Below are 13,390 nucleotides of genomic sequence, written 5' to 3' on the forward strand. Positions count from 1 at the left end.
CGGCCTCCTTCGACGCGGCGTTCGGGGGCAACGACTAAGCCGCACTGGTCAGTTCCGGGATGACGGCGCATCCCGGCGCACCCGCACCCACCCGTACGACCGGCCCCTTTCTGGAGGCATCCGTGCACGGGAAAGACCGCACCACCTCACCCGACAGAATCGAGACCCACAGACGACGCGCCCCCTGGCGCAGAGCGGCGGCCCTGCTCACCGGCTTCCTGCTGGCCGGCGCCTCCCTCACCCTCGCCGCTCCCCAGGCAGGCGCAGCCGTCGCCGAGCCGGGAGCCGCCCAGGCCGCCGCCGAGGACTTCCAGCAGGTCACCCTCGCCAAGGGCGAGCCGGAGGTCGGGGAGCCCATGTCGCTCGCCGTCCTCCCGGACCGCTCGGTCCTGCACACCTCCCGCGACGGCGAACTCCGCATCACCGACGCGGCCGGCACCACCCGGCTCGCCGGCAAGCTCGACGTCTACTCCCACGACGAGGAAGGCCTCCAAGGCGTCGGCGTGGACCCGCAGTTCACCACCAACCGCTTCATCTACCTGTACTACGCACCTCCGTTGAACACCCCGGCGGGCGACGCCCCCGAGACGGGCACCGCGGCCGACTTCGCGCCCTTCGACGGCGTCAACCGGCTCTCCCGGTTCGTCCTGAAGACCGACGGCACTCTCGACGCCACCAGCGAGACGAAGATCATCGACATCCCCGCCACCCGCGGCATCTGCTGCCACGTCGGCGGCGACATCGACTTCGACGCGGCCGGCAACCTCTACCTGTCGACGGGCGACGACTCCAACCCCTTCCAGTCCGACGGGTTCACGCCCATCGACGAACGCGCCAACCGCAACCCGGCCTTCGACGCCCAGCGCACCGCCGGCAACACCAACGACCTGCGCGGCAAGATCCTGCGCATCAAGGTCAACGCCGACGGCTCCTACGCCATCCCCGACGGCAACCTCTTCGCGCCCGGCACGGACAGGACCCGGCCCGAGATCTACGCCATGGGCTTCCGCAACCCGTTCCGCTTCAGCGTCGACAAGCAGACGGGGACCGTGTACGTCGGCGACTACGGCCCCGACGCCGGCGCCGCCGACCCGGCCCGAGGCCCCGCCGGCCAGGTCGAGTTCGCGCGCGTGACCGGCCCCGGCAACTTCGGCTGGCCGTACTGCACGGGCGACAACGACGCCTACGTCGACTACGACTTCGCGACCGGCACCTCGGGCGCCGCCTTCGACTGCTCCGCCCCGAAGAACAACTCCCCGCACAACACCGGCCTCACCGACCTTCCCCCGGCGCAGGCCGCCTGGATCCCCTACGACAACGGATCCGTACCCGAGTTCGGCACCGGCTCCGAGTCCCCGATGGGCGGCCCGGTCTACCACTACGACCCCGCGCTCGACTCACCCGTGAAGTTCCCCGAGGCCTACGACGGCGACTTCTTCGCCGGGGAGTTCGGCCGCCGCTGGATCAAGCGCATCACCAGCGACGACAACGGCACCGTCCAGTCGATCAACGACATCCCGTGGACCGGCACCCAGGTGATGGACATGGCCTTCGGTCCCGACGGCGCGCTGTACGTCCTCGACTACGGCGTCTCCTGGTTCGGCGGCGACGAGAACTCCGCCCTGTACCGCATCGAGAACGCCACCGACGGCCACTCCCCGGTCGCCCAGGCAGCGGCCGACCGTACATCCGGGCAGGCGCCCCTGAGGGTGCGGTTCTCCTCCGAGGGGACCAGCGACCAGGACGGCGACGCCCTCACGTACAGCTGGACCTTCGGCGACGGCGCCACGTCCACGGCGGCGAACCCGACCCACACGTACAAGAAGAACGGCACCTACACGGCGACCCTGACCGCGAAGGACACGAGCGGCCGCACCGGCAGCGCCAGCGTGCAGATCGTCGTCGGGAACACCGCGCCCAAGGTGACGCTCGAACTCCCGCAGGACGGCCGGCTGTTCAGCTTCGGTGACGCGATCCCGTTCAAGGTGCGGGTGAGTGACCCCGAGGACGGCCGGTCCATCGACTGCACCAAGGTCGAGGTCACCTTCGTCCTCGGCCACGACAGCCACGGCCACCCCGTGACCTCCGCCAACGGCTGCACCGGCACCATCCAGACCAGCGCCGACGGAGGTCACGACGAGGACGCCAACATCTTCGGCGTGATGGACGCCGAGTACACCGACAACGGTGGCGGCGGCCAGGCCCCGCTGACCAGCCACGACCAGAGCGTCCTGCAGCCCAGGCACCGCCAGGCCGAGCACTTCGGCAACGGCTCCGGCGTCTCGGTCATCGCCAAGGACACGGCACACGGCGGCAACACGGTCGGCGACATCAACAACGGCGACTGGATCGCCTTCACGCCGTACGTCCTGAGCAACGCCAAGTCACTGACCGCACGCGTCTCCTCGGGCGGCACCGGCGGCACCCTCGAGATCCGCGCGGGATCCGCGACCGGCACCCTGCTCGGCAAGGCGGCCGTACCGGTGACCGGCGGCTGGGAGACCTTCCAGGACGTCACCGCCAACCTGTCCCGCCCGCCCAGGGGCACCACCACGCTCTACCTGGTCTTCAAGGGGAGTGGCACCGGCGCCCTGTTCGACGTGGACGACTTCACCTTCACGACCGCCTGAGAGGAGGGGCTCGAATGAACACAACTGGACGATGGACGACGGCGGTTGCGGGAGCCGCCCTGCTCCTCGGCTGCGTGTCCGAACCCGCCGCGTCGCACTCCGCTGACGCCGAACGGGTGCTGGTCTTCTCCAAGACGGCCGGCTTCCGGCACGACTCCATCCCCGAAGGAGTCGCCGCGGTGAAGCAGCTCGGTGAGACCGGCGGCTTCACGGTCGACGCCACCGAGGACGCGAACGCGTTCACCCCGAAAAACCTGCGCCGGTACGACGCGGTCGTGTTCCTCTCCACCACCGGAGACGTCCTCGACCCCACCCAACAGCGGGCCTTCGAGGGCTACATCCGGCAGGGCGGAGGATACGTCGGTATCCACGCGGCCGCCGACACCGAGTACGACTGGGCGTTCTATGGCGGCCTCGCCGGCGCCTACTTCCAGTCGCACCCGGCGATCCAGCCGGCCACGGTGGTGGCCGAGGACCGGGCCCACCCGTCCATGTCGGGGCTGCCTCCGACGTGGAACCGGACCGACGAGTGGTACAACTACCGCTCCAATCCCCGCGATCGGGCCCACGTCCTCGCCTCGCTCGACGAGTCGTCGTATGCCGGCGGCACCATGAACGGCGACCATCCGATCGCCTGGTGCCAGGACTACCAGGGCGGCCGTGCCTTCTACACCGGCCTCGGCCACACGAAGGAGTCGTACGCGGACCCGGCGTTCCGCGGCCATGTGCTGGGCGGCATCCGCTATGCGATCGGCGACGCCAAGGCCGACTGCCGGGCTGAGAACGGCTACCGTCCGCTCTTCGACGGCACGGCCGAGTCACTGGGCGCCTGGAAACAGGCGGGTCCGGGCTCCTTCACGCGGTCCGACGACGGCACGCTCACCTCGTCCGGCGGTATGGGGATGCTCTGGTACGCCGGTTCCGGGCAGGGCTTCGGGTCGTACTCCCTGAAGCTCGACTGGAAGATGGCGAGCGCTTCCGGTGACGACAACTCGGGTGTGTTCGTGGGCTTCCCGCCCTCGGACGACCCCTGGTCCGCCGTGGACAACGGCTACGAGATCCAGATCGACGCCACCGACGTGCCCGAGAAGACCACAGGGTCCGTCTACGGCTTCCGCTCCGCCGACCTCAAGAAGCGCGACCGTGCGCTGAACCCGCCGGGGGAGTGGAACACGTACGAGATCCGCGTGGAGGGCGAACGCCTCCGCGTCTGGCTCAACGGCGTGAAGATCAACGATTTCACCAACACCGATCCGGCCCGGAGCCTGCGTGACGGGCATGTCGGCATCCAGAACCACGGAGCCGACGACCAGGTGTCGTTCCGCGACATCCGGATCAAGGAACTGCTCGTCAAGGGCGATTGAGCGGCGGCGGGCGGGGGACGCCGGACTCCCGCCCGCCGTCTTCACCCCTTCGTCGTCCATCCCTTCGTCGCAGGGTCTGCGCACCCATGTGTTCGGCAAGGAGGCTGCCATGTCCGCGTCCGATTCCGTACCGCGCGTCGGCGTCTGGCTGATCGGGGCCCGCGGTTCCGTCGCCACGACGGTCGTCGCGGGCTGCGCCGCCATGACGGCGGGCCTGCATCCGCCGACGGGCCTGCTCACCGAGACACCACCCTTCACCGAAAGCGGTCTGCCCGCCTTGTCCTCCCTGGTCTTCGGCGGCCACGACACGCTGGACTGCCCCTTGCCCAAACGGGCGGAGGCCCTGGCGGCGGGCGGCGTCCTGCCCCACGGCCTCCCGACAGCGGTCAGCGCCGAACTCGCCGCCGCTGAACGGGAGATCAGGCCCGGCGGACCCCTCCCCGGCGACACGAGGTCCGAGGAGGACCTGATCGCCGCCTTCGCCGCGGACATACGGTCCTTCGTACGACGGTGTCGGCTGACGCGCGCGGTAGTGGTGAACGTGGCCTCCACCGAGCCCGCACCCACCGGCGACGCCCTGCCTCCGAGCTCCCTGTACGCGGCGGCAGCCCTGCACGCGGGCTGCGCCTATGTGAACTTCACCCCCTCGACCGGCCTGCACCACCCTTCGCTGAGGCGGCAGGCCGAGTCCTCGGGCCTGCCGTTCGCGGGCCGCGACGGCAAGACCGGGCAGACCCTGCTCCGGTCCGTCCTGGGCCCGATGTTCACCCAACGTGCCCTGACGGTCCGGGCCTGGTCCGGCACCAATCTCCTCGGCGGCGGCGACGGAGCCTCCCTCGCGGACCCGTCGGCCGCCGCGGCGAAGAACGCCGGTAAGGAGCGCGTCCTGGCCGACACCCTCGGCACCACACCGGAGGGCGAGGTCCACATCGACGACGTCCCGGCCCTCGGCGACTGGAAGACCGCCTGGGACCACATCGCCTTCGACGGCTTCCTCGGCACCCGCATGGTCCTCCAGACCACCTGGCAGGGCTGCGACTCCGCCCTGGCCGCACCTCTCGTGCTCGACCTGGCCCGTCTGACCGCTCGCGCACACGAGAGGGGCCTGTCCGGCCCGCTGAGCGAACTCGGCTTCTACTTCAAGGACCCGGTGGGGGAGGGGCCCGCGGGGCTGGGGGAGCAGTACGCGCGGCTGGTGGGGTTCGCGGAGCGGCTACGGGAGGAGGACTCCGGGGGCGGTGGCGGCGCCTCGAGTTCGGTCGACCGTGGTGGCCCCTCCGCCGAGCCGGCCGGTCGTTCGGGGGAGCAGTGGTGAGGGCGAGCAGAGCCGTGGCACCGGAGCCCCTGTCCAAGGGCGTGGGCGGGACGACATCGACCCCCACCACGCCCCCGCTCAAGGAGCCTTCACCACTCACCGCACCACGGAACCGTACGCACACCGGCGGCCCCGACCGCGCCCACGCCTGGGCCGAACTCCTGCGCCTGCCCGCCCTGTTCACCGTCCCCGGCGATGCCCTGGCCGGAGCGGCGGCAGTCTCCGCACGCCCCACTTCCCGGACTCTCCTCGCGATCGCCTCCTCCCTCTGTCTCTACGAGGCCGGCATGGCCCTCAACGACTGGGCCGACCGTGACGTGGACGCCGTGGAACGCCCTCACCGCCCCCTCCCTTCCGGTCGTATCCGCCCCGCGGCAGCCCTCGGCGCGGCCTGCGCCCTCACCGGCGCGGGCCTCTCCCTGGCGGCCTGCGCGGGCCGCCCCGCCCTCACGGTCGCGGTCCCCCTCGCGGCCACGGTCTGGGCGTACGACCTCGCCCTGAAGAACACCCCGGCAGGACCGGTCGCCATGGCGACGGCACGAGGGCTGGACCTGCTGCTCGGTGCGGCGGCGACAGCGGGGGCCGGCGTGGACGGCGTGGGCCGGAAGGTCGGTGCGTGCCGCGAGTGGGCTACGCCCGTCGCCGACGAGCCTCGGGTGGCCTCGGGGGCGGCAACCGTTCCCGGCGCCGTGGACGGCATCCGCCGGTCCCTGACCTCCGCTGCTGACCTTGGCGCCCGTACGACCCTGCGGTCGGCTGCTCTCCTCGGCATCCGCCAGGCTCTGCCCTCCGCCGTCCTGCTCGGCGCTCACACCCTCGCCGTCACCACCGTGTCCCGCCGCGAAGCTCAGGGCGGCTCACCCCTGGCCCCGTTCGCAGCGCTCGCCGCGACTGCCGCACTGACGCGGACGGTGATCCGACAGCGTTCGCGCGCAACGGACCAGAGCGACGGAAGCTGCCGCGGTCCCGGATCGCGCCGACTGACGGACCTGGCGGACCTGGGCGCCGCAGCCAAGTCCCGGCTGTCACACCCCCCGCGCCAGACCGGCGATCACATATCCGCGCCCGGCCGCAGCCCCGAACCCCTCGACACCCACGCGGCCCTGCGCCTCGCCCTCGCCGCCGCCTACGCGGCCACTACCGCCCGCCCTTACCTCCACGCCACCCTCAACCCCTCACCCCCGCTCACCCAACGAGCCGTCACCGCCGGCATCCGAGCCACGATCCCCCTCCAGGCCGCCCTCACCGCCCGCTCGGGCGCGAAGGGCGCGACCGTCACGGCTCTCCTCACCACCGCCCTCGCCCCCCTGGCCGGACGCTTCGCGAGGAAGGTGAGCGTCACATGACCGACCCCCTTCCTTCGCGCCGAACCGTGCCGGGCCCAGGCGACGACATGACCCGCCCCATTGCTCCGACTCAGCCCCGTCGGGGTCCCGGTGCAGGCATGGCCTACCGCGAGGCTCGGCCCCGCCCCCCTCGGGGCCGTGGTGCAGACGTGGCTGACCCCGCTGTTCGGCCTCGGATCGTGCCGGGTCCCGGCGGCGACATGACGGGCCGTGTTGGTGCGATCCGACCCCATCAAGGTCCTGGCGCAGACATGACCGGCGCCGTCGCTGGGCTTTGGCCCGTTCCGGACCCCGGCGACGACATGGCCGACCCCGTTGCTCCACCCCGGCCTGTTGTCGGCTCCGGCGGCGACACGACCGCCCCAATTGCTCGGCCCCGGCCCACTCCTGGCCCCAACGGCACCATGACCGACCCCCTCGCTCCACCCAGCCCCGCCCCAGCCCCCGACCCCACCCCGATCCGATTCGGCTATGGCACCAACGGTCTCGCCGACCTTCGTCTCGACGACGCCCTCACCCTGCTCGCCGACCTCGGCTACGACGGTGTCGGTCTGACTCTCGACCACATGCATCTGGACCCCCTCGCCCCGGACCTGGCCGCCCGCACCCGCCGCCTCGCGCACCGCCTGGACGCGCTCGGACTGACGGTCACCATCGAGACGGGCGCCCGCTATGTGCTCGACCCACGACGCAAACACGGCCCCTCGCTGCTCGACCCCGACCCGGACGACCGCGCCCGCCGTGTCGACCTGCTGGTCCGGGCCGTCCAGGTCGCCGCCGACCTCGGCGCGCACGCCGTGCACTGCTTCAGCGGCGTCACCCCGCCGGGCACGAACCCGGACACGGCGTGGAAGCGGTTGGCCGAGACACTGACCCCCGTCCTCGACTCCGCCACCACGGCAGGCATCCCCCTCGCCATCGAGCCCGAACCGGGCCACCTCCTCGCCACCCTCGCCGACTTCCACCACATCCGCACCACCCTCGATGACCCGGCGGCCCTCGGCCTGACCCTCGACATCGGTCACTGCCAGTGCCTCGAACCCCTGTCGCCCGCCGAGTGCGTACGCGCCGCAGGCCCCTGGCTGCGGCACGTCCAGATCGAGGACATGCGCCGGGGCGTCCACGAACACCTCCCCTTCGGCGACGGCGACATCGACTTCCCGCCCGTCCTGACCGCGCTGGCCGACACCGGCTACCAGGGGCTGACGGTCGTCGAGCTGCCCCGCCACTCCCACGCGGGCCCCCACTTCGCCGAACTCTCCCTTCCGTTCCTCCGTCAGGCAGTGGCGCTCTCACAAGGAAGCACCCCATGACCCACTCCCACGCCCACCAGGCAACCTCCAAGGCGGACCCCCAGGGCACCACCCTCGCCCGAACCCCGCTGCACGACCTGCACAGCCATGTCTCCGAACGCCTCGGCGAAGCCGCCCGTACCTGGCTCGACCAGGCCCTCGACGAGGCCGCCGCCCATCCCGGCGCCCACGGCCCCATCTCCGTGTGGGAGTTGCGCCTCGCCGAGGCCGGCCGGCGCTGCGGCCCCGAACACGCCGACGCCGTCCGCATCCTGATCCTGCACGCGGCCCGCGCCGACACCGACGCCCTGACCCGGGTCTACGCCCAGGGCACCGCCGCCGAACGCCGCGCCGTCCTGCACGCCCTGCCCCATCTGGTGTCCGGCCCCGAGGCACTCCCGCTCGTCGAGGACGCCCTGCGCACCAACGACACCCGGCTCCTGGCCGCCGCCGTCGGCCCCTACGCCGCCAGCCACCTCGACACCCACCACTGGCGCCACGCCGTCCTGAAGTGCCTGTTCACCGGGGTACCCGTCGCCGAGGTGGCGGACCTGGAACGACGGGCCCACGCGGACGCCGAACTCGCCCGCATGCTCGGCGACTACGCCGCCGAACGCACCGCCGCGGGCCGTCCCGTGCCCGAGGACCTGCACCGCGTCCTGACCCTGACCGACCCCACGGCCACCCCACCCGCGCCCGCCGCCGACCACGGCCCGAACGGCGCGGAAGGCACCCACGGCAAGGAGTCCTGATGCGCATCTTCGACCCCCACATCCACATGACGTCACGGACCACCGACGACTACCAGGCCATGCACACCGCCGGCGTCCGCGCCGTCGTCGAGCCGTCCTTCTGGCTCGGCCAGCCCCGCACCTCGCCCGCCTCCTTCCTCGACTACTTCGACTCCCTGCTGGGCTGGGAGCCCTTCCGTGCCGCCCAGTACGGCATCGCCCACCACTGCACCCTCGCCCTGAACCCCAAGGAGGCCAACGACCCGCGCTGCGTCCCCGTCCTCGACGAGCTCCCCAGGTATCTCGTCAAGGACCAGGTCGTCGCCGTCGGCGAGATCGGCTACGACTCGATGACCCCGGCCGAGGACACCGCCCTCGCCGCCCAGCTCCAGCTCGCCGCCGACCACGAGCTGCCCGCGCTGGTCCACACCCCGCACCGCGACAAGCTCGCCGGGCTGCGCCGCACCCTCGACGTCGTCCGCGAGTCCGCCCTGGCGCCGGACCGGGTCCTGGTCGACCACCTCAACGAGACCACCGTCAAGGAGGCCAAGGACAGCGGCTGCTGGCTCGGCTTCTCCGTCTATCCCGACACCAAGATGGACGAGGAGCGGATGGTCGCGATCCTGCGCTCCTACGGCCCCGAACAGGTCCTGGTGAACTCCGCCGCCGACTGGGGCCGCAGCGATCCCCTCAAGACCCGCAAGGTCGCGGACCTCATGCTCGCCGAGGGCTTCACCGAAGACGACGTCGACCGCGTCCTGTGGCGCAACCCCGTCGCCTTCTATGGACTCAGCGGCCGGCTCAACCTCGACATCGCGGCCACCGAAGCCACCCACGAGGGCAACTCCATCCTCCGCGGCGGGGCGTGAGCCATGCGCTTTCGCCACCCCGACGGCACCACCGTCCACCTCGCCTACTGCACCAACGTCCACCCAGCCGAGACCCTCGACGGTGTCCTCGCCCAGCTCCGCGACCACTGCGAACCCGTCCGCCGCCGCCTCGGCCGCGACCGCCTCGGCATCGGGCTGTGGCTCGCCCGCGACGCCGCCCACGCCCTGGTCAGCGACCCCTCCGCGCTGCGCGACCTGCGCACCGAACTCGACCGCCGCGGCCTCGAAGTCGTCACCCTCAACGGCTTCCCCTACGAGGGCTTCGGCGCCGAAGAGGTCAAGTACCGCGTCTACAAGCCGGACTGGGCCGACCCCGAACGCCTCGACCACACCACCGCCCTGGCCCGCGTCCTCACCGGACTCCTGCCCGACGACGTCACCGAGGGCAGCATCTCCACCCTGCCGCTCGCCTGGCGCACCGCCTACGACGAGGGGAGCGCCGACAAGGCCCGCACCGCCCTGCTCACCCTCGCCGAACGCCTCGACGCCCTCCAGGAGCTGACCGGCCGCTCCATCCGCGTCGGCCTCGAACCCGAGCCCGGCTGCGTCGTCGAGACCACCGGCGACGCCATCGCACCGCTGACCGCGATCGCCCACGAACGCATCGGCATCTGCGTCGACACCTGCCACCTCGCCACCTCCTTCGAAAACCCGCACACCGCCCTGGACGCGCTCACCGCGGCCCGCGTCCCGGTCGTCAAGTCCCAGCTCTCCGCCGCCCTGCACGCCGAACACCCCCATCTCCCCGAGGTCCGCGAGGCACTCGCCGCCTTCGACGAACCCCGCTTCCTGCACCAGACCCGCACCGGCACCTCCGCCGGCCTCCGCGGCACCGACGACCTCGGCGAGGCCCTCGCAGGCGACGCCCTGCCCGACGGGGCACCCTGGCGCGCCCACTTCCACGTCCCGCTGCACGCGGCCCCCGCCGCACCCCTCACCTCCACGCTCCCGGTACTCAAGTCCGCCCTGACCCGGCTCGTCGGCGGCCCGCACCCACTCACCCGCCACCTGGAGGTCGAGACCTACACCTGGCAGGCCCTCCCACCCGAACTGCGCCCCCGCGGCCGCACCCAGCTCGCCGACGGCATCGCCGCCGAACTCACCCTCGCGCGTGACCTGCTGACGGACCTCGGCCTGAAGGAGCTGCCATGAGCCACCAGCCCCACGAGGCGGGACCCACCCCTCTCCTCGTCCTCGACGTCGTAGGCCTCACCCCCCGTCTCCTCCACCACATGCCCCACCTCAAGTCCCTCGCCCAGTCCGGATCCCGCGCCCCGCTCGGCACCGTGCTGCCCGCCGTCACCTGCGCCGCCCAGTCCACGTTCCTCACCGGCACCCACCCGTCGGAGCACGGCATCGTCGGCAACGGCTGGTACTTCCGCGAGCTCGGCGACGTACTCCTGTGGCGCCAGCACAACGGTCTGGTCGCCGGCGACAAGCTCTGGGACGCCGCCCGGCGCGCCCACCCCGGCTACACGGTCGCCAACATCTGCTGGTGGTATGCCATGGGCGCCGACACCGACTTCACCGTCACCCCCCGCCCGGTCTACTACGCCGACGGCCGCAAGGAACCCGACTGCTACACCCGGCCCCCGGACCTGCACGACGAACTCACCCAGAAGCTCGGCACCTTCCCCCTCTTCCACTTCTGGGGCCCCGGCGCGGACCTGGTCTCCAGCCAGTGGATCATCGACGCGACCCGCCACATCATGGGCACCCGCCATCCCGACCTGACGCTCTGCTACCTCCCTCACCTCGACTACGACCTCCAGCGCTTCGGCCCTGACGACCCGCGCTCCCTGAAAGCCGCCGCCGACCTGGACAGGGCACTGGCCCCGCTCCTGGACGACGCCCGCACGGAAGGCCGTACCGTCGTCGCGCTGTCCGAGTACGGCATCACCCGCGCCGACCGCCCCGTCGACATCAACCGCGCCCTGCGCCGCGCCGGACTCCTCGAGGTGCACACACAGGACGGCATGGAGTACCTCGACCCGATGGCGTCTCGCGCCTTCGCGGTCGCCGACCACCAGATCGCCCATGTCTATGTGCGCCGCCCCGAGGACCTGGACGCCACCCGCGCCGCCCTCGACGGCCTGCCCGGCATCGGGCAACTCCTCGACGACGAGGGCAAGAAGGCCCACCACCTCGACCATCCGCGCTCCGGCGAACTCGTCGCCGTGGCGGAGCCGGACGCCTGGTTCACGTACTACTACTGGCTCGACGACGACCGCGCGCCCGACTTCGCGCAGCTGGTCGAGATCCACCGCAAACCCGGCTACGACCCGGTCGAACTCTTCATGGACCCGCTCGACCCCTACGTCAAGGTCAAGGCGGCCACCGCGCTGGCCCGCAAGAAGCTCGGCCTGCGCTATCGCATGTCGGTCGTGCCCCTCGACCCGTCACCTATTCGAGGCAGCCACGGCCGCCTCCCCGAGAGCGACGACGACGGTCCGCTCCTCATCTGCTCCACCCCCCACACCCTCGGCGACCGCATCGCGGCCACCGACGTGAAGTCACTCCTGCTCCACCTCGCCGGTCTCGGCTGACCGGCCCGGAAGAACGGCACCCGACGACCGGTCATTTCCGACTGATCCCCAGTGAAGCACCCACCACTGACAACGCCCTCCGACACCGAGGAGTCCCAGGCATGAGCCGCATCTCCCAGCCCGACCCCGAACTCGCCCACCGCCTCACCAGACGAGGCATGCTCGGCGTGGCCGCGGGCGCCACCGCAGCCGCGTTGCTGGGCGCCGCAGCGACCCCGGCGACCGCCGCCACCGACACGGCCGACAAGACGTCCGGCCGCGGCCGCCCCGTCCTGCCCCCCGGCCGCCTCGGCATCCAGCTCTACAGCCTCCGCGACAAGGTCTCCACGCTCGGCTTCGCCCCCGTCTTCGCCGAACTGGAGAAGTACGGCTACGACGAGGTCGAGTTCGCCGGCTACACCCAGGGCTCCGCCGGACCCATCACCCTCGCCCAGCTCAAGCGGCTGGCACGCGACCACGGCCTGAACCCGATCGGCAGCCACGTCGGCTACTACTCGGACGACCCGAACGCCTACACCTTCGCCCAGAACCTCACCAAGGTCCTCGACGACGCCCAGGCGCTCGGCCTCAAGCACATCGGCACCGCCTCGGGACCGTTCCGCTACGGCTCGACCGTCGACGCGTGGAAGCGCGCCGCCGAGGAGTTCAACACCTACGGAGCCGCGGCGAAGGCACGCGGCATGAAGTTCTACCAGCACAACCACTCGGAGGAGTTCTCCTTCGCCACCGACAACCCCAAGGTCCGTCTCTACGACGTGCTGCTCAAGGAGACCGACCCCGACCTGGTGTTCCTGGAGATGGACATCTACTGGGCGTACTCGGGACAGTTCCGCTTCTCCAAGCGGCCCGACGGCACCCCCGCCCCCTTCGAACCCCTGAACTACGTGCTCAGGCAGCCCCACCGCTACCCGCTCTTCCACGTCAAGGACGGCGTGAGCGACCCGGCCAACACCTACGGCTACCGCATGACCGACGTCGGCGACGGAGACATCGACTACCAGAAGTTCATCTCCGCCGTGACCCGGCTGCGGGGCGAGCGCCTGGCCCACCACTGGCAGGCCGAGCACGACCAGCCCACCGAGTCCTTCACGTTCGCCCGCCGCTCCAGCGCGTACCTGCACTCGCTGCGGGAGAAGTGCTGACAGCACACGAGTGAAGGCGGGACCCCGAGGGCGCAGGGGGCGCTCCCCGCCGGTCGGGGTCCCGCCGTTCGTGCAGCGGGGAGGACCGTCAGCCCTGGGTGGCCGCGACGGCCTGCAGGGTGATGCGGTCCTCG

General features: G+C 71.6%; 10 protein-coding genes. All 10 read left to right on the top strand.

The window, feature by feature from the left end; all coding sequences use genetic code 11:
• Window positions 1-122 precede the first annotated feature (122 nt).
• Entirely contained in the window at window positions 123-2,630 is a 2,508-nt protein-coding gene (locus tag AQJ46_RS50825; protein ID WP_059212165.1) for a PQQ-dependent sugar dehydrogenase, read from the top strand.
• Window positions 2,631-2,644: 14 nt separating this feature from the next.
• On the top strand, window positions 2,645-3,994 hold the full coding sequence (locus tag AQJ46_RS50830; RefSeq protein ID WP_059212166.1) for a ThuA domain-containing protein: 1,350 nt from the start codon (window positions 2,645-2,647) through the stop codon (window positions 3,992-3,994).
• 109 nt (window positions 3,995-4,103) lie between these two features.
• A complete protein-coding gene (locus tag AQJ46_RS50835) occupies window positions 4,104-5,309 on the top strand; it encodes an inositol-3-phosphate synthase (RefSeq protein WP_225887677.1) in 1,206 nt (401 codons plus the stop codon).
• Window positions 5,306-6,655 (top strand): SCO3242 family prenyltransferase, encoded by a 1,350-nt coding sequence (locus tag AQJ46_RS50840; RefSeq protein WP_225887678.1) that lies wholly within the window; start codon window positions 5,306-5,308, stop codon window positions 6,653-6,655. Before AQJ46_RS50835 ends, AQJ46_RS50840 begins: the two co-directional genes overlap by 4 nt.
• Window positions 6,656-7,059: 404 nt before the next feature.
• Window positions 7,060-7,968: a sugar phosphate isomerase/epimerase family protein gene (locus AQJ46_RS50845; RefSeq protein ID WP_059212168.1), complete on the top strand. Its 909-nt coding sequence runs from the start codon at window positions 7,060-7,062 to the stop codon at window positions 7,966-7,968.
• On the top strand, window positions 7,965-8,699 hold the full coding sequence (locus AQJ46_RS50850) for an EboA domain-containing protein (protein ID WP_059212169.1): 735 nt from the start codon (window positions 7,965-7,967) through the stop codon (window positions 8,697-8,699). The genes AQJ46_RS50845 and AQJ46_RS50850 overlap by 4 nt, the downstream gene beginning before the upstream one ends.
• Entirely contained in the window at window positions 8,699-9,547 is an 849-nt protein-coding gene (locus AQJ46_RS50855) for a TatD family hydrolase (protein ID WP_199873994.1), read from the top strand. The genes AQJ46_RS50850 and AQJ46_RS50855 overlap by 1 nt, the downstream gene beginning before the upstream one ends.
• 3 nt (window positions 9,548-9,550) lie before the next feature.
• On the top strand, window positions 9,551-10,720 hold the full coding sequence (eboE, locus tag AQJ46_RS50860; RefSeq protein ID WP_059212170.1) for a metabolite traffic protein EboE: 1,170 nt from the start codon (window positions 9,551-9,553) through the stop codon (window positions 10,718-10,720).
• On the top strand, window positions 10,717-12,114 hold the full coding sequence (locus AQJ46_RS50865) for a nucleotide pyrophosphatase/phosphodiesterase family protein (protein WP_059212171.1): 1,398 nt from the start codon (window positions 10,717-10,719) through the stop codon (window positions 12,112-12,114). Before eboE ends, AQJ46_RS50865 begins: the two co-directional genes overlap by 4 nt.
• Before the next feature lie 101 nt (window positions 12,115-12,215).
• Complete coding sequence (locus AQJ46_RS50870) at window positions 12,216-13,256, top strand: sugar phosphate isomerase/epimerase family protein (protein ID WP_059212172.1); 1,041 nt, start codon at window positions 12,216-12,218, stop codon at window positions 13,254-13,256.
• The last annotated feature ends 134 nt before the right edge of the window (window positions 13,257-13,390 follow it).

The sequence above is a fragment of the Streptomyces canus genome (genome assembly GCF_001514145.1).
Classification (GTDB): Bacteria; Actinomycetota; Actinomycetes; order Streptomycetales; family Streptomycetaceae; genus Streptomyces; species Streptomyces canus.